Source organism: Pseudomonas sp. 3-2 (assembly GCF_019710535.1).
Taxonomy (GTDB): Bacteria; Pseudomonadota; Gammaproteobacteria; order Pseudomonadales; family Pseudomonadaceae; genus Aquipseudomonas; species Aquipseudomonas pharyngis.
The window spans coordinates 5,072,220-5,090,557 of the sequence record NZ_CP081200.1; the positions used below are offsets into that span (position 1 = coordinate 5,072,220).

Consider the following 18,338-nt stretch of genomic DNA (forward strand, 5'->3'; position numbering starts at 1 on the left):
TTACCAGATCAGCTCGGCGTCGTCGGTGACGCCCTTGAGCTTGTCCAGTTCATTGATCGCGGCTTCATCGGCCGCGATGGCGCCGGGGAAAACCTGATCGTTCAGCAGTTTGTGAAAGCGCGGCGCGCCGCCGTCGACCAGGGCCTTGACGGCGATCGCCGCGTGATAACCCTTGTTGCCGCCCAACTCGACGGGGACTACAGCGGAAACCGCTTCGAAGTGTTCGAACTCTTTACGTGCCATATCGCAGGTCCTGGCTCAGTCGGATAAGCCGGACATTAAACATTCAACCGGCAAGTTTGTGTACCGGCGCAGTGCATTGCCCTACGGCCTGTGCGGCCGAGACTTCCTTGAACGTGTGGAAATCCAGGCTGTTGACCACCAGGTCCTGCACCAGCTCGGCAAAGACTTCCATCGACGGGCTGCTGAAGTACGCGGTCATCGACTGCTGGTTGCTCCAGAAACCGGAGACCAGCCACAACTCGGGATCACACTGCGAATGCTGCAAGGCAAAGCTCAGGCAGCCGGGGGCGGCGCGGGACGGTTCGATCAGGGCGCTCAGGCGCATGCCGAGTTCCGCCGAGCGTCCGGCACGCGCTCGAACGAAGGCCATATGACTGACGGGAATCTGCTTGGACATGTTCAACCCTCCCAGGGAGTCGCGTGGCAGCCGGGGACGGGCTGCGACAGGATTCAAGGTTAAGGGCCGCCCCCCGTTCGCCGTTAGTCGATTCCTGCCGTCGCGTTGCACAATCCTGCGAGACTGTCTTGCAGACCTGTAACAAGTCGTAAATTCCTGTCACCGTCCTGTCACACCGGTTTCGGGCAACTCTGACCACCTGCGTCCTGCTATGGCTGGATGGGCCAACAACCCAATGCAGGATCAGGCAAGCATTTCGCAGGATGTGTCTACCGCCCTGGCTTGCACAAACTTATGCTCTGCTCCATTCCCACCGACTTTGCCGAGGATGCCGCACGTGACGTCATTCGATCGTTTTCAAGCGCCGCCCGATGCCGACATGGAAAAGCAGCGCGCGGAACTGGCGGCGATCATCCGCCGCAACACGTCCGAAGATGGCAGTTATGCCACTGCCGTCGGTTCGCTGTTCATGTCGCGCCACACCCAGTCCCATGACTTCGCCCCGGTGCTTGCGCAACCGGCGCTGTGCATCATGGCCCAGGGGCGCAAAGAGGTACGGCTGGCGGATGAGTTCTTCAATTACGACCCGCTCAATTATCTGGTGGTGTCGGTCTCGATGCCGTTGAGTGGACGGGTGGTGAATGTCTCGCCGGAGGAGCCGATCCTCGCCGTGCGCCTGGACATTGATCCTGCGGAAATCACCGCGCTGATCGCCGACGCCGGTCCGATGGGCGTACCGACCCGGCCGACCGGGCGTGGTCTGTATGTGGAGAAAATCGACAGCGCGATGCTTGATGCGGTGCTGCGTCTGGCGCGTCTGCTCGACGCGCCGAAAGACATCGCCATGCTCGCGCCGCTGATCCGCCGGGAAATTCTCTATCGCCTGCTGCGCAGCCCGCAGGGGCATCGGCTGTACGAAATCGCTATCGCCAACAGCCAGAGCCACCGCATCAGCCAGGCGATCAAATGGCTCAACGGCAACTTCGAACAGCCGCTGCGCATTGATGACCTGGCGAAGGAAGTGAACCTCAGCGTCTCGACCCTGCATCATCGCTTCAAGGCGATGACGGCGATGAGCCCGTTGCAGTATCAGAAGCAGCTGCGCCTGCAGGAGGCGCGGCGTTTGATGCTGGCTGAGGGGCTGGAGGCTTCGGCGGCGGGGTATCGGGTGGGGTATGAAAGTCCGTCGCAGTTCAGTCGTGAGTACAGCCGGTTGTTTGGGGCGCCGCCGCTAAGGGATCTGGCGCGGTTGCGGCTGACGGTCTGACCCGTTTTTTTATTGCGGCCACTGGCCCCATCGCGAGCAGGCTCGCTCCCACATTGGATCGGTGTACAACTGAACCTGTGGGAGCGAGCCTGCTCGCGATGGGGCCTTTGATTCAAGCGCCGAGCACCCGACACGCCTCACTGGGCAACGTCACCGACACCGGATGCCCGATCCCCAACCCAATCCCCTGACACGGCGTACTCAGCGCCGTGAAGGTCACCCCGGAACATTCCACCGTAGTCTCGATGGTCGCGCCAATATCCCGCACGAACGTCACCTTGCCCAGCAGGCGATTGCCCGCCGTGGCCTGCGGCGCCGACAGTTGCAGGTCTTCGGGGCGGATCAGCATTTTCACTTTCTGCCCGACCACGATGCTGCTGCAGATTGGCACTTGCAGGGCATCGCCACCCGGCAGCACGACCTTGCCATCGCCCAGTGCGGTAGCCGGGAAGATATTGCCGGAGCCGATAAAGTCCGCGACGAATTCGTTGGCCGGGTGCCGATAGATTTCAATCGGCGTACCCACCTGCTGCACCCGATGCTCGCCCAGCACCACCACGATATCGGCCATGGTCATGGCCTCGCGTTGATCGTGAGTGACCATGATCGTGGTGATGTTCAGGCGTTGTTGCAGCTGGCGGATTTCCACCTGCATCGACTCGCGCAACTTGGCATCCAACGCCGACAGCGGTTCGTCGAGCAACAGGATTTTCGGGTGCGAGGCAATCGCCCGGGCAATCGCCACTCGCTGACGCTGGCCGCCGGAGAGCTTGGCCACCGGGCGATCAATCATCGGTTGCAGTTGGATCAACTCAAGCAACTCCACGACCCGCGCCTGTTGATCGGCCTTGCTGACGCCGCGCAGTTTCAGCGGATAGGCGATGTTTTCGCCCACGGTCATGTGCGGGAACAGCGCCAGCGACTGAAACACCATGCCGAAGTTGCGCAGGTGCGCAGGGGTGTGGCCGATGTCCTCGCCGTCCAGGCGGATCTCGCCGCCGGTGAGGGTTTCCAGCCCGGCGATCATCCGCAGCAACGTGGTCTTGCCGCAGCCCGACGGGCCGAGGAAGCACACCAGTTTGCCCTCGGGCAAATGCAGGTTGACGTCTTTTACCGCGCAGGCCGAGCCGTAGTGTTTCTCGACGTTTTCCAGAATCAGACCAGACATAAAATCACCTCAAGAAATCAAAAGGAAACGCCGCCCTCACCGACCAGCTTCTCCAGCGCCCAGATCAGGACGAAGTCGATCAGCACGATCAGCACGGCAAACGAGAACACGGTAGGGTCGAGCGATGACACGGTGCGGCTGTACATCCAGATCGGCACGGTCATGACGTCGATGGTGTAGAGGAAATAGGTCACGGTGAATTCGTTGAACGAGACGATGAACGCCAGCAGCATCCCCGCCAGAATCCCCGACTTCATCAACGGCACCACCACATCGACGATGGCCCTCAATGGCGACGCGCCAAGCATCTGCGCGGCTTCTTCGACTTCGCTACCGATGGAGAGCATGGCCGCCGTGCAGTTCTTCACCACGAACGGCAGCGCCAGAATCACGTGGGCAATCACCAGTCGCGAGGTGGTCATGTGGAACGGCAGGCTGTCGAATACCAGCAGCAAGGCCAACCCCAGCACCACCATCGGGAACACCAGCGGAAGCGACATCAGTTGCAGCGCCACACCCTTGCCACGGAACTCGCAACGGGTCAGCGCGTAGGCCGCCGGCACCGCGATCAGCGTGGCGAAAATCATCGTCAGGCACGCCACCAGCAAACTGGTGCCCATGGCCTGGCCGAGACTCAACACATCGCTGGCATCGGGCGAGACGAAGGTGTGCCACGCCGCCTTGTACCACTGCAGGCTGTAGCTGCTCGGCGGGAAGTCGAGGTTCGACGCACCGCTGAACGACATCACGATCATGGTCAGGATCGGCAACACGGCCAGCAGCAGAATGATCCCGGAGAGGATGCCGGCAAACTTGCCGGTGTCGCCCGGCAACAGCGACTGACGCTTCTTGAACAGAGCACTCATTGCGAAGCCTCCAGCAGACGGCGACGGCGGCCGGTGATGTATTCGGACAAGGTCATGATGGCGAGCGTGGTGACGATCAGCACCACCCCGGCGGCGGACGCGGCAGGCCAGTTCATCAGCGGGGCGATCTGGTCATGCACCATCACCGCGAGCATCGGCACGCGCCGACCGCCGAGCAAAAGCGGCACCACGAAGCTGCTGGCGTTGTAGGCGAACACCAGGGTCGCGCCGGTGATGATCCCCGGCAGGCTCATCGGCAGCACCACCTGACGGAACACCTGAAAACGACTGGCGCCCAGCGTCGCGGCAGCCTCTTCGTAGCTGCGGGCGACGCCGCGCATGGCGCTGGCAATCGGCAGCACGGCCAGCGGAAACGCGGTCTGCACCAGGCCCATCAACACGCCATTCTGGTTGTACAGCAACATGATCGGCCGCTTGATCAGACCCAGGCCCATCAGGGTCTGGTTGAGCATGCCGCCGGGGCCGAGGATCACTAGCCAGCCATAGCTTTGCAGCAGCAGGTTGACCAGCAGCGGCAACAGCACCGCCGCCAGAAAGATCCGCCGCACGAACGGCGAGGTCAGACGCGACATGGTGTACGCCACCGGGATCGCCAGCACCACCGCGATCACCGCGCTGATCAGCGCCAGACGCAAGGTCAGCAGCAACGATTTGAGGTAGTAGGGTTCGAGCAACTGCGCGTAACTGGCCAGGCTGAAGCCCGACCACTCCGCGCCCTTGGTGCCGACGCTCATGCGCAGCACCAGCAGGCTGGCGGCAATCAGCACGCCGAGAAACAGCATCGACGGCGTGAGGAAAAACCACGCCCGCGCCGTCGGCGAAACACCGCGCGCCGGGCGCACGTCACCCGTGCCGACCGGTTGGGTCAGGGATTGATGTTCCATAGCAATGATCTCGTCAATGGAAAAACAACGGCTTCAAGCTCACCTGGCCCTCTGTGGGAGCGAGCCTGCTCGCGATGCGGACTGACATTCACCAACAACGTCGGCTGACAGATTGCTATCGCGAGCAGGCTCGCTCCCACAAGAACTTTCAGTGCTTGAGAGCCTGTGTACGTCACTCGATCAGGAAGAAAAGATTTCCGTGTAGCGACGAATCCACTGGTCATGCACGGTCGCCAGGAAGGCGTTGTCGTGCATGATCGCCTTCTCCGCGATCTGCTCCGGCGTGAGGATGAAGGGGCTCTTGCGCGCTTCGGCGGAGATGATCGCCTTGGCGTTGACCGGTCCGTTGAAGATGTCTTCGGCCATCTTGCCCTGCACCAGCGGGTCGAGGGAGTGGTCGATGAAGGCGTAGGCCAGGTCGGTGTCGCCCGGACGGTTCTTCGGCATTACCGAAAGCATCAGGTCGGTGTAGAAACCTTCCTTCATGCCGAACGTGGCACCGAGGCCATAGTTCGGATCACGGATCTGCTTGGGGAAAAACGCCGGGGCGTAGAGGCCGCCCATATCCAGGGACCCGGTGCGGAACAGCTCGGCGATCTGGTTGGGGTTTTCGCCAAGGGTCACCACGCGGTCTTTCAGCTCGGCGAGTTTCTTGAACCCTGGCTCGATGTTGTGCTCGTCACCACCGGCCAGTTTGGCGGCGATGATGATCAGGTCCATGGCCTCGGTCCAGTTCGGCGGCGGCAGGAAAATGCTCGGTGCCAGATCGGCGTCCCACAGTGCGGCGTAACTGTCCGGCGCTTCCTTCTGGGTGCGGGTGCTGTAGACCAGACTGTTGCACCACAGCAGGTAGCCGATGCCGTGACCGTTGGCGCCGGTGCGGTATTTTTCCGGGACGTCGACCAGATTGGGAATGCGGTTGAGATCGGGTTTTTCCAGCAGCCCGGCAGCGGCCAGACCTTCGGCGCCAACGCCAGCCAGAGTGATGATGTCGTACTGCGGACGGTCACCGCCGGCCTTGAGTTTGGCGACCATTTCCGAGGTGCTGCCGGTGCGGTCGGCAATCACTTTGGCGCCAGTCTTGGCTTCGAACGTTGCAGCGATGTTGCGCAGCGCGGCCAGGCCCGTGTCATCGGACCAGGTCAGCAGCCGCAGGGTCTTGCCGGCGAAGCGGGTGTCGCTGGCACTGGCCCGGATGAAGGGCATGCTCATGGCCGCCGCAGCCACCGAAGCCACGCCGACGGTTTTGATGAATTGACGCCTGTTCAGATCGTGCTCGCCCATTTGGGACTCCCATTATTCTTGTAAGTATGAGATTGATCGCAACCCTTGCATCTGCTTGACCGATATTGCTCAAGCGCCCGGTTTCAAAGGGCTTGAGCGTGGTCTGCGGGTTCATCCTGAGGTCGTGCAAAACACCTGACTATCGATAAAAACTCATTGGAGCCATGACGCCGGCGCATGCCTCGTTGCGAGGCATGCGCTGACCTTTTTCGGGCATTCAGAGCGCGCGGATCACGTGCTTGATTTCCTGAAATGCCGCCAGGCCCCACGGCCCCAATTCGCGGCCGAGGCTGCTCTGTTTGTAGCCGCCCCACGCGGTCTGCGGGAAGATCACCTGCGGCGCGTTGAGCCACACCAGCCCCGCCTGCAAGGCGTTGGCGACCCGATCCGCGGTCTCGGCATTGCGCGTGACCACGCTGGCCACCAGACCGAACTGGCTGTCGTTGGCCAAGGCAATCGCCTCGGCTTCCGTAGCGAAACTGCGCACGCAGATCACCGGGCCGAAAATCTCTTCGCACCACAGCGCACTGTCGAGGGGCACTTCGGTGAAGATTGTCGGCTGCAAGAAATAGCCGCGCGGCAGATCGGCGGGACGATTGCCGCCACAGATCAGCTTTGCACCGGCACTCAAACCACGGTCGATGTGACCGAGCACCCGTTGGTACTGCACCTGATTGACCAGCGCGCCCATCTCGACGTCAGGATCGAACGGATCGGCGACACGGATTTTTTCCGCGCGAGCCTTCAGACGAATCAGGAATTCATCGGCCAGTTCATCGGCGACCAGTACCCGGCTGGTGGCCGAGCACATCTGCCCGGCGTTGAAGAAACCACCACCGCAAGCCAGCTCCACCGCCAGATCAAGGTCGGCATCTTCGAGAATCAGCAGCGAGGATTTACCGCCCAGTTCCAGGCTCACGCCCTTCACGGTTTCAGCGGCGCGCTGCATCACCTGCACACCGGCGGCGTTGCTGCCGGTGAAGGAAATCTTGGCGATGCGCGGGTCCGCCGACAGCGGCGCGCCGACTGCCAGACCGGTGCCGCACACCAGGTTGAACACGCCTTTGGGCAAACCGGATTCGGCGATGATGGTCGCCAGCTCCAGTTCCGGCAGCGGCGTGACTTCAGACGGCTTGAGCACCACGCAGCAACCGGCGGCCAGGGCCGGGGCGAGTTTCCACGCGGTGGTGACCATCGGGAAATTCCACGGCACGATCAGCCCGACGACACCGCACGGCTCGCGGCGCAGACGTGCGCTGAAGTCGTCGCTGGGCAGCGGCACGTTGCTGTCCTGTTTCGCATCGAGGCCTTCGGCGAGTTCGGCGTAGTACTCGAAGGTGGCGATCACGTCATCGACATCGATGCCCGCTTCGAACTGCGGTTTGCCGTTGTTGCTCGACTGCAACTTCATCAGATGTTCGCGGCCGTTGCGCACGCCATTGGCGATGTTGCGCAGGATCGCGCCGCGCTCGGCACCGGTGGTTTTCGACCAGCCCTTGAAGGCTTCGGTCGCCGCCGTTACCGCTTGATTGACGGCGCTTTCGTCACCGCCGTTGACCGTGGTCAGCAGTGCTTCGGTGGCCGGGTTGATCACGCGCAGGTGTTCGCGCCCAGCGGACCATTGGCCGTTGATGTACAGGCCGTCGAGTGTGGTCGGGAAATTCATCATTGGGCCACCGCCTTCATCCATTGGGTCTGGTCGATCTCGATCAGGGTCGGGCCCTGACGATCGGTGGCGGCGCGCAATGCACTGCGCAGGTGTTCGGCGGAGCTGATCGCCTCGGCCGCGCAACCCAGGGCCTTGGCCACACCGATGAAGTCCGGGGTGTAGATGTCCACGCCCACCGGCTCGATGGCACGGTTGACCATGTATTTCTTGATCTCTTCGTAACCCTGGTTATTCCACAGCAGGATGATCACCGGCGTGCGCGCTTCCACGGCGCTGGCCAGTTCCGGCAGGGTGAATTGCAGACCGCCATCGCCGATCAGGCACACCACCGGCGGACGCGCGCCGTGTTCGAGGTTGCCGCCGAGCCACGCGCCAATCGCCGCCGGCAAGGCGTAACCGAGGGTGCCGTAACCGGTGGACGAGTTGAACCAGCGGCGCGGGCGCTCCGGGTTGAAGGTCAGGTTGCCGGTGTACACCGGTTGCGTGGAGTCACCGACGAACACCGCATCCGGCAACTCGTGCAGCACGGTTTCGAGGAAACGGGTCTGGGCCAGGGTCGGGGCATCCCAGGTTGCGGCCAGGTCTTCACGCAGACGCGCGGCGCGTACCTGACCCCAGTCGTTGCGGCGCTCGGCCAGCGGCTTGTGCGACAGCGCGCTGAGCAATGCTTGCGCGGAATTGCGCGAGTCGGCCACCAGCGCCACGTGCGGCGGGTAATTGCGCACGGTCTGGTCCGGATCGATATCGACGCGCAGCAACTTGCCGGGGATTTCGAAACCGCCGGCGAAGGTCACGTCGTAATCGGTTTCCGCCAGTTCGGTGCCAATCGCCAGGATCACATCGGCATCGGCCACCAAGGCGCGCGTCGCCACGAGGCTCTGAGTCGATCCGATCAACAGCGGGTGGCTGGACGGCAGCATGCCTTTGGCGTTGATGGTCAGGGCCACCGGTGCGTCGAGCAGTTCGGCCAGTTCGGTGAGTTCGGCAGCTGCGTCGATGGCGCCGCCACCGGCGAGGATCAGCGGACGCTGGGCGCCGGCCAGCAGTTCAGTCATGCGGCTCACGGCGGCCGGCGCAGCACCGGCGCGGTCGATGTTGACCGGCACGCTGGTCAGCAGTTCGTCGGCTTCTTCGACCAGCACGTCCAGTGGAATCTCAATGTGCACCGGACGCGGACGCCCGGCCTGGAACAGCGCGAAAGCACGGGCCAGCACGCCCGGCAATTCGGACGCCGACATCAGGGTGTGGGAGAACGCCGCCACGCCGCCGACCAGTGCGCTCTGGTTCGGCAGCTCATGCAGCTTGCCGCGACCGCCGCCCAGTTGACTGCGCGACTGCACGCTGGAAATCACCAGCATCGGGATCGAATCGGCGTAAGCCTGGCCCATGGCGGTGGTGATGTTGGTCATGCCCGGGCCGGTAATGATGAAGCACACACCCGGTTTGCCGCTGGTGCGGGCGTAGCCGTCGGCCATGAAGCCGGCGCCCTGTTCATGGCGCGGGGTGACGTGGTTGATGCTCGAACGGGCCAGCCCGCGATACAGCTCCACGGTATGCACACCGGGAATGCCGAACACCTGCTCGACCCCATAATCTTCGAGTAACTTGACCAGTACTTCGCCACACGTCGCCATGTCTTTGCCCTTCTTGTTCGTTGAGGCACCGGGCTTTAAAGGAACCGGTGATTGGCCTCATTGAAACGGGCGACCCGTAGCCGCAACAATCGATAAAAGCTCATACTAGCCATGTCCTCACGTCATACCTTGGATCCACATGAAACGACTGCCTCCCCTGCCCGCCCTGCACACGTTTCTGATCACCGCGCAGTGCTGCAACTTCACCCGGGCCGCCGAGCAGTTGCACATCACCCAGGGTGCGGTGAGCCGGCAGATCGCCGGGCTGGAGGAACATCTGGGTTATGAGCTGTTCATTCGCCTGGCCCGGGGCCTGGAGCTGACGGCCGAAGGTCGCGAATGGCTGCCACGGGTGCAGCAGGTGTTCAGCCTGATCGGCGATTCGGTGGAGCAGATCGGCGCCAAACGCGAAACCCTGCAACTCAAGGCGCCGAGCTGCGTGATGCGCTGGCTGTTGCCGCGTCTGCTGCAATGGCAGCGCGAGCGCCCGGACGTGCCGGTGAAACTCACGGCATCGCTGCAACACGGGGTGGACTTTCATCGCGAGCAGTTCGACGCGGCGGTGATCTACGGCACCGCGCCACACGACTCTCCTGCGACCCTGCATCTGTTCGATGAACAACTGACGCCAGTCTGCTCACCGACGCTGCTCAACGGCGGACCGGCCCTGCACACACCGGCAGATCTGCAACAGCATCTGCTGCTGCACCCGACTCACACCGATGACGACTGGACACTCTGGCTCAACGCCGCCGAACTGCACCTGAGCAATATCGCCAGCGGTCAGCATTTCGAGACGCTGGATCAGGCGATGTCGATGGCGTCCCATGGGACGGGGGTGGCGATCGGCGACTGGTCACTGATCGGCGACGACTTGAACGCCGGGCGACTGGTGATGCCGTTCGATCTGAAGGTGAAGACGGGACTGGGCTATTACATCGTCGCGCCGGCGTCGGAGCCGTCGGCGAAATTGCAGGAATTGATGGGGTGGTTGGTTGAGCAGGCTCATACGCGGTGAGGCCATGCCCTCACCCCAGCCCTCTCCCGGAGGGAGAGGGAGCCGATCGTGGGATGCTCGAAAATTACGCCGACCTGAACGTGCTGTACCGAATCCATAATCGACTCGAACTTTCAGGTCGATGAATCACGTCAGACAACTCGGTCGGCTCCCTCTCCCTCCGGGAGAGTGCTGGGCGGGCGGCGTTCCGATGAGGGCCAATTTTCGGATCAGACACAAACCCCGAAAACCACCCAAAACCCTCAATAACCGACGGTAAACCGCTGACGCGAATGCTTAGGCGTTTCCACTTCGTCGATCAGCGCAATCGCGTAGTCGGCAAAGGTGATCGAACTCTGACCGTCATCACTCACCAGCAAGTCATCCTTGCCGACCCGGAACTTACCGGTGCGCTCGCCTTCGACAAACAGCGCCGACGGCGACAGGAATGTCCAGTCCAGTTCCTTCTCCTGACGCAGTGCATCAAGGAACGCCGCACCGGCGCTGGCCTCAGCCTTGTACTCGGCCGGGAAACCGGCGCTGTCGATCACGCGGGTGCCGTCCGGCAGCAACAGCGAGCCGGCACCGCCGACCACCAGCAGACGTTTCACCCCAGCCTGTTTCACCGGACCGATCAGCGCGTTGGCCGGCACCGTGGCGAAATGCGCGGCGCTGATCACCACATCGTGACCGGCGACGGCGTCCTGCAACGCGGCGGCGTCCAGCACGTCGACATTCTTGCTGACCACACCGGCACGAGCGCCGATCTTCGAGGTATCCCGGGCGATAGCGGTGACGCTGTGGCCGCGACGCAGGGCTTCTTCCAGCAGTTGGCTGCCGGCACGGCCGGTGGCACCAATGATTGCGATCTTGCTCATGACATTCTCCAGTTGGCTTGAGAGTGCTGCGTTTTTCAGAATCGGATTACCACTGCATTTCGCCCTTGGCGACTTTGGCGCTCAGCTCCAGCGAGCTTTCTTCGCCCAGTGTCGGGTAGCGTTTTTTCATCGCGGCGATCAGCGCGGCAGAGTCCTTGGCCTTGGCAGTTTCGGCATCGAACGCCTTGATGTAGTCGGCGGTGAATTTCACGGCCGCCAGCGAACGGGCGCTGTCACCCAGGTAGTGACCGGGCACCACGGTTTTCGGTTTCAGGGTTTCGATCGAGTGCAGGGTTTGCAGCCAGTCGGCATGGGATTGCGCGGTCTGGGTGTCGGCCATCCACACGTGGATGTTCTCGGCGACGACCACACCGCCGACCACCGCTTTCAACGAAGGAATCCACACGAAGCCGCGATCCGGCTGTTTGCCGTCAAGGCCGATCACCTGCAGTTTCTGCCCTTCGAGCATCAGGCTGTCGCCTTTGAGCACGCCCGGTACGATGGTTTTGGCCGGCACGTCGGCGCCCATTTTCGAGCCCCAGAAGGCGAGTTTGCCGTCGACGGTTTGCTTGATGTGATCAACGGTCGGTTGCGAGGCCAGCACCTTGGCATTCGGGAATGCCTTGGTCAGGGTGTCGAGACCGAAGTAGTAATCCGGGTCACCGTGGCTGATGTAGATGGTGGTCAATTGCTTGCCGCTGGCGCGGATCTTTTCCACCACTTGCTCGGCCTGGGATTTGCCGAATTGCGCGTCCACCAGAATCGCGTCCTTCTCGCCGCTGACCAGTACCGAAGTCACCGGGAAGATCGCGTTGGTGCCCGGGTTGTAGACGTCGAGGGTCAGGTTCGCGGCCGCTGCATGGGCAGCAAAACCGAGGGTGGCGGTGGCCAGTAAAACGCGCTTGAGGGTGGTGAAGCCGATCATGGGTTGCTCCGCTGTTCGAATGCCGTGCTTGGCGATGGGGACAGAGCTTAGTTGCCAGACTCGTTACAAAAAATGCGATGCTTGAACATAGTTTGTTTCTGAAAGCGGGCAAATCATGGATCGTCTCCAAGCAATGCGGGTGTTTGTCACGGTGGTGGATCTGGGCAGCCAGTCGGCGGCGGCCGATCACCTGGACCTGTCGCGGCCGGTGGTGTCGCGGTATCTGGCGGAACTGGAAGACTGGGTCGGGGCGCGTCTGATGCACCGCACCACCCGCAAGTTGAGCCTGACCGCCGCCGGCAACGAAATCCTGCCGCGCTGCCGGCAGATGCTGGAGCTGTCCGGTGACATGCAGGCCGCCGTCAGCGAACCCGCCGATGCACCAAGGGGGTTGCTGCGGATCAGCGTCAGCACCTCGTTCGGTCAGGCGCAACTGGCCGATGCCATGGCGGTGTTCGTCAAAGCGTATCCGGGGGTGAGCATCGACCTGCAAATGCTCGATCGCACGGTGAACCTGGTGGACGAACGCATCGACCTGGCGATCCGCACCAGCAATGACCTCGACCCCAACCTGATCGCCCGGCGTCTGACGGTCTGCCGTTCGGTGGTCTGCGCCGCACCCGCCTATCTGCGGGAACATCCGCAGCCGCAGCGGGTTGAAGATCTGAGCCGGCACAACTGCCTGACCCATTCCTATTTCGGCAAGAGCCTGTGGCATTTCGAGGAGGATGGCGAACCGGTTTCGGTGCCGGTGCAGGGCAACATCAGCGCCAACGAAGCCAGCACCCTGCTGCGCGCGACCCTGGCCGGCGCTGGCGTGGCGATGCTGCCGACCTATCAGGCCGGGGTGCATGTGCACAGCGGCGAACTGGTTCGCCTGCTGCCCCACGCCGAGCCCCGGCAGATGAACATCTACGCCGTCTATGCCTCACGCAAGCACATGCCGGCAGCGTTGCGCTGCATGCTGGACTTTCTGGTGCAGCGTTTTCCCGAAAACCCGCAGTGGGATATCGGACTGTAAAGCCGTTCACAGAGCCGCTGGCAACTCCACGGCGCTGACCTATGCTGAAAGTAGTACCCAAGGGTATTCGTTCAGAGGTCAACGCCATGAACACCAGAACAAGAAGATACCTCGCGATTTTCATCACCTGCGCGGCCACGCTGGCGCTGTACGGCACCGCGGCATGGCGCGTGGAGCAGTTGCGGCAACTGCCCCGTGAATACGCGAGCTGCAACTTCGAGCGCTGCATCCCTCACAACGCCACCCTCAACGCCCTGCGCTGATAAAGGGCTCAGGCGTCGTCGTTCTGCTCGGCCTTCAAGCGGTCGCGGAACGCCTTTGGCGAGATCCCCACCCGGCGCCGGAACAAGCGCGTGAAGTTGGTCGGATCGGAAAACCCCAACACCTCGGACATCTCGTAAATGGTCATGCTGGTGTATGTCAGCAGACGCTTGGCTTCCAGCAACTGACGCTCGTGCATGATCTGCAACGCCGGCTGCCCCGCCAGTTCACGGCAGGTGCCGTTGAGGTGCGAGACGGAAATCCCCAGCCGATGGGCCAGGTCTTCGACCTTGACGTGCTGGCGGTAGGTTTCTTCCACCAGTTGAATGAACCCGTTGAGGTATTCGCGCTGACGCTGCGGGCGTTGCGTGGCGTTGTGACGGCGGATCGCCTGACGGCTGACCCAGACCATGATCACACTGACCAGCGAATGCATGAGCATTTCACGTGCCGGTTGATGGCCGTTGTACTCGGCCTGCAACGCGGCAAACAGACTGTTGAGGTAATCCGCGTCCTTGCCCGCCGGATAGCTTTCGGCCTGGGCCAGGGCCTGCACCGCGCTGCCCAGTTGCGCCTGCAAATGGTTGATCAACGGAGTGGCGAGGGTGACGACAAACCCTTCGACGTCCTCGGAAAAACGGAATCCATGCACCGATAACGGCGGCAGGATCTGGATCGCGGTTTCGTTCAGTTGCGTGCGTTGGCCTTCGATTTCAAGCTCTGCCTGACCTTTGAATACGAAGAGCAACTGGCACAAATCGGCGTGGCGGTGGGGTTTGATTTCCCATTGGTGTTCGCGGCTGCGTTTGGAAATGGTTTCACAGTGCAGCAAGTCAGGGGTCGGCCAGTCCAGGCTTTCACCGTAGAGCTTGAACACCGGAATCGAAGGCAGGTCAGGCTTGTTCATCACTTCAATCCAGGCCTCGAGGTTTGCGGGCGATAATCGCACCGATTGGCAGAATGTACAGGTATCGGCTCAGTTTTCACCTTCAATTGACAGACCCGCAAGGGAAAAATGCAAGCACTCGAATCCCCAAACTCATTCACCGGCCGTTGTCGCGTGATGCTTGCGAGTCATAAAAACAATGAAAACGCTGAAAACCCAAGTCGCCATCATCGGCGCCGGTCCGTCCGGATTACTGCTCGGCCAACTGCTGCACAACGCCGGCATCGACACCCTGATTCTGGAGCGCCAGACACCTGACTACGTGCTCGGCCGAATCCGCGCCGGCGTGCTTGAACAAGGCATGGTAGAGCTGTTGCGCGAGGCTGGCGTGGGTCAGCGGATGGACGCCGAAGGGCTGGTGCACGGTGGTTTCGAACTGGCCCTCGACGGGCGCCGGATCCACATCGACCTGCAAGCCCTGACCGGTGGAAAAACCGTGATGGTCTATGGCCAGACCGAGGTCACTCGCGACCTGATGGCCGCTCGTCGGGAGACCGGTGGGCAGACAATTTACGAAGCCAGCCATGTCGTTCCCTGTGACATGAAAAGCGACGAAGCCTACGTGACCTTCGAAAAGGACGGCGAAACCTGGCGCGTCGATTGTGACTACATCGCCGGTTGCGACGGTTTCCACGGCGTGGCCCGGCAGTCGATTCCCGAGGATTGCCTGAAAGTCTTCGAACGGGTTTATCCGTTTGGCTGGCTGGGGATTCTCGCCGACACGCCACCGATTCACGAGGAACTGGTCTACGCCCGCCACGAGCGCGGCTTCGCCCTGTGCAGCATGCGCTCGGCGACACGCACCCGTTATTACCTGCAAGTGCCGGCCGAGGAAAACGTCGACGACTGGTCGGATGAGCGTTTCTGGGATGAACTGCGCAAGCGTCTGCCGGAGGATTTGGCGCAGAAACTGGTGACCGGTCCGTCGATTGAAAAGAGCATCGCGCCGCTGCGCAGCTTTGTGGTCGAGCCGATGCAATACGGGCGGATGTTTCTCGTTGGGGACGCGGCGCACATCGTTCCGCCGACCGGCGCCAAGGGGCTGAATCTGGCGGCCAGCGATGTCAGCACGCTGTTCAGGATTTTGCTGAAGGTTTACCGCGAAGGTCGCACTGACTTGCTGGAGAAATACTCGGAGATCTGCCTGCGCCGGGTGTGGAAAGCCGAGCGGTTTTCCTGGTGGATGACTTCGATGCTGCACCGCTTCGATGAGCATGATGATTTCAGCCAGCGGATCTGTGCTTCGGAACTGGACTACTTTGTCAGCTCGGAGGCCGGTCAAAAAACCATTGCAGAAAATTACGTCGGGCTTCCTTATGAGGCTATCGAATAGCTTCCTACCGACTTACACTGGCGAGCACTCACCCGCTCGCCCTGGCACTGCGGGTCAATCACTGCCCGCAGGTTCGCCCGTGACCAATCTCAACCATCCCGAAACGCCCAAACCGGCCATTCGCAGCGTGCTGGTCGCGCTGATGATGGCGATCTTCCTTGGCGCGCTCGACCAGACCATCGTCGCCGTTTCCATGCCGGCCATTTCCGCACAGTTCAAGGACGTCAGCCTGCTGGCCTGGGTGATTTCCGGCTACATGGTGGCGATGACCGTGGCGGTGCCGATCTACGGCAAGCTCGGCGATCTGTACGGGCGGCGCAAACTGATGCTGTTCGGCATGGGCCTGTTCACCCTCGCCTCGCTGTTCTGCGGCATGGCCCAGAGCATGGAGCAACTGGTGCTGGCGCGGATTTTCCAGGGCATCGGCGCCGGCGGGATGATTTCGGTAAGTCAGGCGATCATCGGCGACATCGTCCCGCCCCGCGAACGCGGGCGCTATCAGGGCTACTTCTCCAGCATGTACGCGGTGGCCAGTGTGGCCGGCCCGGTGCTCGGCGGTTACATGACCGAGTACCTGTCATGGCGCTGGGTGTTCCTGATCAACCTGCCGCTGGGCCTTGGCGCGTACTGGGTCGCGCGACGCAACCTGATCGGCCTGCCGATTCCCCAGCGCAAACCGGTCATCGATTATCTCGGCACACTGTTGATGATCATCGGCCTGACCGCTCTGTTGCTGGCGATCACTCAGGTCGGCCAAGGCCATGCGTGGCGCAGCAGCGAAGTGCTCGGTCTCTTCGCTTGCGCGGTGGCGGTGCTGGCGGTGTTCGTCTGGCACGAGCGGCGCGCCCGGGAGCCGTTGTTGCCGATGCACCTGTTCACCAACCGCAGCGCCCTGCTGTGCTGGTGCACGATTTTCTTTTGCAGCTTCCAGGCGATTTCCCTGATCGTGCTGATGCCGCTGCGCTTCCAGAGCGTGACCGGTGCTGGGGCGGACAGCGCTGCATTGCACTTGCTGCCGCTGGCGATGGGATTACCGATCGGCGCGTATTTCGCCGGACGCCGCACTTCGATCACCGGACGCTATAAACCGCAGATTCTGAGCGGCGCGCTGCTGATGCCGATCTCGATCCTTGGCATGGCCTTCAGCCCGCCCGATGCCACGCTGCTCAGCAGCCTGTTCATGCTGCTCAGCGGGATCGCCGGCGGCATGCAGTTCCCGACTTCGCTGGTCGGTACGCAGAACTCGGTCGAGCAAAAGGACATTGGCGTCGCCACCAGTACCACCAACCTGTTCCGCTCTCTGGGCGGCGCGGTGGGCGTGGCGTTGATGTCGGCGCTGTTGCTGGCGTTGTTGCAGGACTCCAGTTTCGCCCACCTGGCCGGCAGCTCGCTGATGAGCGAAGGGCATTCCGGCAACGTGCTGCTCGACGGCCTGAACGCGGCGCCCGGCGATGCGCAGAATGCCTTGCGTGCCGAACTGCTGGTGACGTTCCGGCATTTGCTGATGGTCAGCGCGGCGGTGTCGCTGCTCGGGCTGGCGGCGGCGATTGCGATGCCGAACCGGTTGCTGCGGGGCCGTGAGCACGGCACCCGCTGATTGATGCCGATCGCTCCCACGCGCGGCATGGGAGCTTTCAGCAATCAAGCACTGTAATAACCGACCGCCACCAGCATGTTCCCGACCTTTTTCAGGTAGGCATGCTTGTTCTCGACCTTGCCGGTCACCGGATTTTTCCAGCGGTACTCGTACTCGCCCTCATCCTGCTTGCCGATCAGCGCCAGAATCGGTTCGCCCACCGGTTTGCCCTCCGGGTCGTCGACCTTTGCGAAGTCGGTGTTGATCAGCCGCAGGTTGGTGCCATGGGCAACGTAGCGGTGGTTGTCGAGATTGACCACGAACACATAGAGGTCGTCCTGCAGGTAACCGCCCTTGAGCGAGTTGATAGCGGACAGCGTGCCCTTCTCGTCCTTGGTCAGGTCGGTGGCGGCTTTGTCGAGCAACGCTTTCGCCTGCTCCGCGGATGCTCGCGGCAGGTAATAACCCACCGCCAGAATCCGCTGACCGATGCGTTGATAGTAAACGTGCTTGCGCTCGACCTTGCCGTCTGACCAGTTCTGCCAGCGGTATTCGGCCTGTTGGATGCCGTTGCCTTCCGGCACCTTCAGGGCGTCCTTGAAGGACTTCTGCAAGTCCGGCCCGAGGACTTCGCTGACGTCGCGACCGATCAATGCCGACGACGGCCCGCCGCTGGCGAGCATCACGCCCTTGGTGTCGACCACGAACACGTAACGGTCCTTGTCGACGAATTCGCCCTGGCGGCTGAACGCTGCGAACGCCTTGTCGCCGTTGTCGTGGTAATAGGCCAGCGCCTTTTCCAGCAAGGCGATGGCGGCCTTGCTGTCGTCTTTTTCCGTGGTGGCCGCGTTGGCCTGACCGAAACTCAACAGCAGCACCGCGCCGAGCCAAGCCAGCTTGTGCACAAACCCCATGACGCATCCCTCGTTCTTGTTGGTGTTTCAAGAGCGTAGACGGCCTGAAGGCAT

The 18,338-nt window shown here is 62.1% G+C and carries 18 protein-coding genes; 6 read left to right on the forward strand and 12 right to left on the reverse strand.

Translation table 11 applies throughout. The features are described from left to right. Together K3819_RS22985 and K3819_RS22990 are read right to left on the reverse strand one after the other, a co-directional pair. Complete coding sequence (locus K3819_RS22985; protein ID WP_007960172.1) at positions 1-243, reverse strand: hypothetical protein; 243 nt, start codon at positions 241-243, stop codon at positions 1-3. Positions 244-286: 43 nt separating this feature from the next. Further along, positions 287-640 (reverse strand): putative quinol monooxygenase, encoded by a 354-nt coding sequence (locus tag K3819_RS22990; RefSeq protein ID WP_064599069.1) that lies wholly within the window; start codon positions 638-640, stop codon positions 287-289. Positions 641-977: 337 nt separating this feature from the next. Between K3819_RS22990 and K3819_RS22995 the strand changes: the two genes are divergently transcribed. Beyond that, a complete protein-coding gene (locus K3819_RS22995) occupies positions 978-1,907 on the forward strand; it encodes an AraC family transcriptional regulator (RefSeq protein ID WP_064383794.1) in 930 nt (309 codons plus the stop codon). A gap of 112 nt (positions 1,908-2,019) precedes the next feature. Here the strand turns inward: K3819_RS22995 and K3819_RS23000 are convergent, their stop codons facing one another. The 6 genes from K3819_RS23000 to K3819_RS23025 form a co-directional block, all read right to left on the reverse strand. Beyond that, positions 2,020-3,075: an ABC transporter ATP-binding protein gene (locus K3819_RS23000; RefSeq protein WP_085709574.1), complete on the reverse strand. Its 1,056-nt coding sequence runs from the start codon at positions 3,073-3,075 to the stop codon at positions 2,020-2,022. A gap of 17 nt (positions 3,076-3,092) precedes the next feature. Further along, positions 3,093-3,941, reverse strand: coding sequence for an ABC transporter permease (locus K3819_RS23005; protein WP_221398011.1), 849 nt, complete (start codon positions 3,939-3,941; stop codon positions 3,093-3,095). Then, positions 3,938-4,846 carry an ABC transporter permease gene (locus tag K3819_RS23010; protein ID WP_039765919.1) on the reverse strand — a complete coding sequence of 303 codons (909 nt, stop codon included), beginning with the start codon at positions 4,844-4,846 and terminating at the stop codon, positions 3,938-3,940. The genes K3819_RS23005 and K3819_RS23010 overlap by 4 nt, the downstream gene beginning before the upstream one ends. A 180-nt stretch (positions 4,847-5,026) precedes the next feature. Next, positions 5,027-6,130: an ABC transporter substrate-binding protein gene (locus tag K3819_RS23015; protein ID WP_085606688.1), complete on the reverse strand. Its 1,104-nt coding sequence runs from the start codon at positions 6,128-6,130 to the stop codon at positions 5,027-5,029. Positions 6,131-6,347: 217 nt separating this feature from the next. After that, the gene (locus tag K3819_RS23020) at positions 6,348-7,796 is read right to left on the reverse strand and encodes an aldehyde dehydrogenase family protein (protein WP_221398012.1); all 1,449 of its coding nucleotides are present in this window, start codon (positions 7,794-7,796) and stop codon (positions 6,348-6,350) included. Further along, positions 7,796-9,433 (reverse strand): 5-guanidino-2-oxopentanoate decarboxylase, encoded by a 1,638-nt coding sequence (locus K3819_RS23025; protein WP_221398013.1) that lies wholly within the window; start codon positions 9,431-9,433, stop codon positions 7,796-7,798. The genes K3819_RS23020 and K3819_RS23025 overlap by 1 nt, the downstream gene beginning before the upstream one ends. 139 nt (positions 9,434-9,572) lie before the next feature. Between K3819_RS23025 and K3819_RS23030 the strand changes: the two genes are divergently transcribed. After that, complete coding sequence (locus tag K3819_RS23030; RefSeq protein ID WP_064599082.1) at positions 9,573-10,451, forward strand: LysR substrate-binding domain-containing protein; 879 nt, start codon at positions 9,573-9,575, stop codon at positions 10,449-10,451. Between the two features lie 242 nt (positions 10,452-10,693). Here the strand turns inward: K3819_RS23030 and K3819_RS23035 are convergent, their stop codons facing one another. Continuing rightward, a complete protein-coding gene (locus K3819_RS23035; protein ID WP_085647272.1) occupies positions 10,694-11,308 on the reverse strand; it encodes an NAD(P)-dependent oxidoreductase in 615 nt (204 codons plus the stop codon). A 46-nt stretch (positions 11,309-11,354) separates the two neighbouring features. After that, positions 11,355-12,233: an MBL fold metallo-hydrolase gene (locus K3819_RS23040; protein ID WP_221398014.1), complete on the reverse strand. Its 879-nt coding sequence runs from the start codon at positions 12,231-12,233 to the stop codon at positions 11,355-11,357. 115 nt (positions 12,234-12,348) lie between these two features. On the opposite strand from K3819_RS23040, the gene K3819_RS23045 reads away from it, so the two are divergent. Both K3819_RS23045 and K3819_RS23050 read left to right on the forward strand, forming a co-directional pair. Continuing rightward, a complete protein-coding gene (locus K3819_RS23045) occupies positions 12,349-13,254 on the forward strand; it encodes a LysR family transcriptional regulator (protein ID WP_221398015.1) in 906 nt (301 codons plus the stop codon). 86 nt (positions 13,255-13,340) lie between these two features. Next, positions 13,341-13,517 (forward strand): hypothetical protein, encoded by a 177-nt coding sequence (locus K3819_RS23050; RefSeq protein WP_007953274.1) that lies wholly within the window; start codon positions 13,341-13,343, stop codon positions 13,515-13,517. A gap of 8 nt (positions 13,518-13,525) precedes the next feature. Here K3819_RS23050 and K3819_RS23055 read toward each other — a convergent pair whose 3' ends face one another. After that, positions 13,526-14,422 (reverse strand): helix-turn-helix domain-containing protein, encoded by an 897-nt coding sequence (locus tag K3819_RS23055; protein ID WP_085610843.1) that lies wholly within the window; start codon positions 14,420-14,422, stop codon positions 13,526-13,528. Between the two features lie 187 nt (positions 14,423-14,609). On the opposite strand from K3819_RS23055, the gene pobA reads away from it, so the two are divergent. Both pobA and K3819_RS23065 read left to right on the forward strand, forming a co-directional pair. Beyond that, the gene (gene pobA, locus K3819_RS23060) at positions 14,610-15,794 is read left to right on the forward strand and encodes a 4-hydroxybenzoate 3-monooxygenase (RefSeq protein WP_221399727.1); all 1,185 of its coding nucleotides are present in this window, start codon (positions 14,610-14,612) and stop codon (positions 15,792-15,794) included. 79 nt (positions 15,795-15,873) lie between these two features. After that, a complete protein-coding gene (locus tag K3819_RS23065) occupies positions 15,874-17,391 on the forward strand; it encodes an MDR family MFS transporter (protein WP_085610845.1) in 1,518 nt (505 codons plus the stop codon). Between the two features lie 44 nt (positions 17,392-17,435). Here K3819_RS23065 and K3819_RS23070 read toward each other — a convergent pair whose 3' ends face one another. Then, a complete protein-coding gene (locus K3819_RS23070; RefSeq protein ID WP_163976312.1) occupies positions 17,436-18,284 on the reverse strand; it encodes a cache domain-containing protein in 849 nt (282 codons plus the stop codon). Positions 18,285-18,338: the final 54 nt, after the last annotated feature.

Coding starts and splice junctions, on each gene's coding strand:
- K3819_RS22985 (WP_007960172.1), bottom strand. CDS start 243: ATGGCACGTAAAGAGTTCGAACACTTCGAAGCGGTTTCCGCTGTAGTC.
- K3819_RS22990 (WP_064599069.1), bottom strand. CDS start 640: ATGTCCAAGCAGATTCCCGTCAGTCATATGGCCTTCGTTCGAGCGCGT.
- K3819_RS23000 (WP_085709574.1), bottom strand. CDS start 3,075: ATGTCTGGTCTGATTCTGGAAAACGTCGAGAAACACTACGGCTCGGCC.
- K3819_RS23005 (WP_221398011.1), bottom strand. CDS start 3,941: ATGAGTGCTCTGTTCAAGAAGCGTCAGTCGCTGTTGCCGGGCGACACC.
- K3819_RS23010 (WP_039765919.1), bottom strand. CDS start 4,846: ATGGAACATCAATCCCTGACCCAACCGGTCGGCACGGGTGACGTGCGC.
- K3819_RS23015 (WP_085606688.1), bottom strand. CDS start 6,130: ATGGGCGAGCACGATCTGAACAGGCGTCAATTCATCAAAACCGTCGGC.
- K3819_RS23020 (WP_221398012.1), bottom strand. CDS start 7,796: ATGAATTTCCCGACCACACTCGACGGCCTGTACATCAACGGCCAATGG.
- K3819_RS23025 (WP_221398013.1), bottom strand. CDS start 9,433: ATGGCGACGTGTGGCGAAGTACTGGTCAAGTTACTCGAAGATTATGGG.
- K3819_RS23030 (WP_064599082.1), top strand. CDS start 9,573: ATGAAACGACTGCCTCCCCTGCCCGCCCTGCACACGTTTCTGATCACC.
- K3819_RS23035 (WP_085647272.1), bottom strand. CDS start 11,308: ATGAGCAAGATCGCAATCATTGGTGCCACCGGCCGTGCCGGCAGCCAA.
- K3819_RS23040 (WP_221398014.1), bottom strand. CDS start 12,233: ATGATCGGCTTCACCACCCTCAAGCGCGTTTTACTGGCCACCGCCACC.
- K3819_RS23045 (WP_221398015.1), top strand. CDS start 12,349: ATGGATCGTCTCCAAGCAATGCGGGTGTTTGTCACGGTGGTGGATCTG.
- K3819_RS23050 (WP_007953274.1), top strand. CDS start 13,341: ATGAACACCAGAACAAGAAGATACCTCGCGATTTTCATCACCTGCGCG.
- K3819_RS23055 (WP_085610843.1), bottom strand. CDS start 14,422: ATGAACAAGCCTGACCTGCCTTCGATTCCGGTGTTCAAGCTCTACGGT.
- K3819_RS23070 (WP_163976312.1), bottom strand. CDS start 18,284: ATGGGGTTTGTGCACAAGCTGGCTTGGCTCGGCGCGGTGCTGCTGTTG.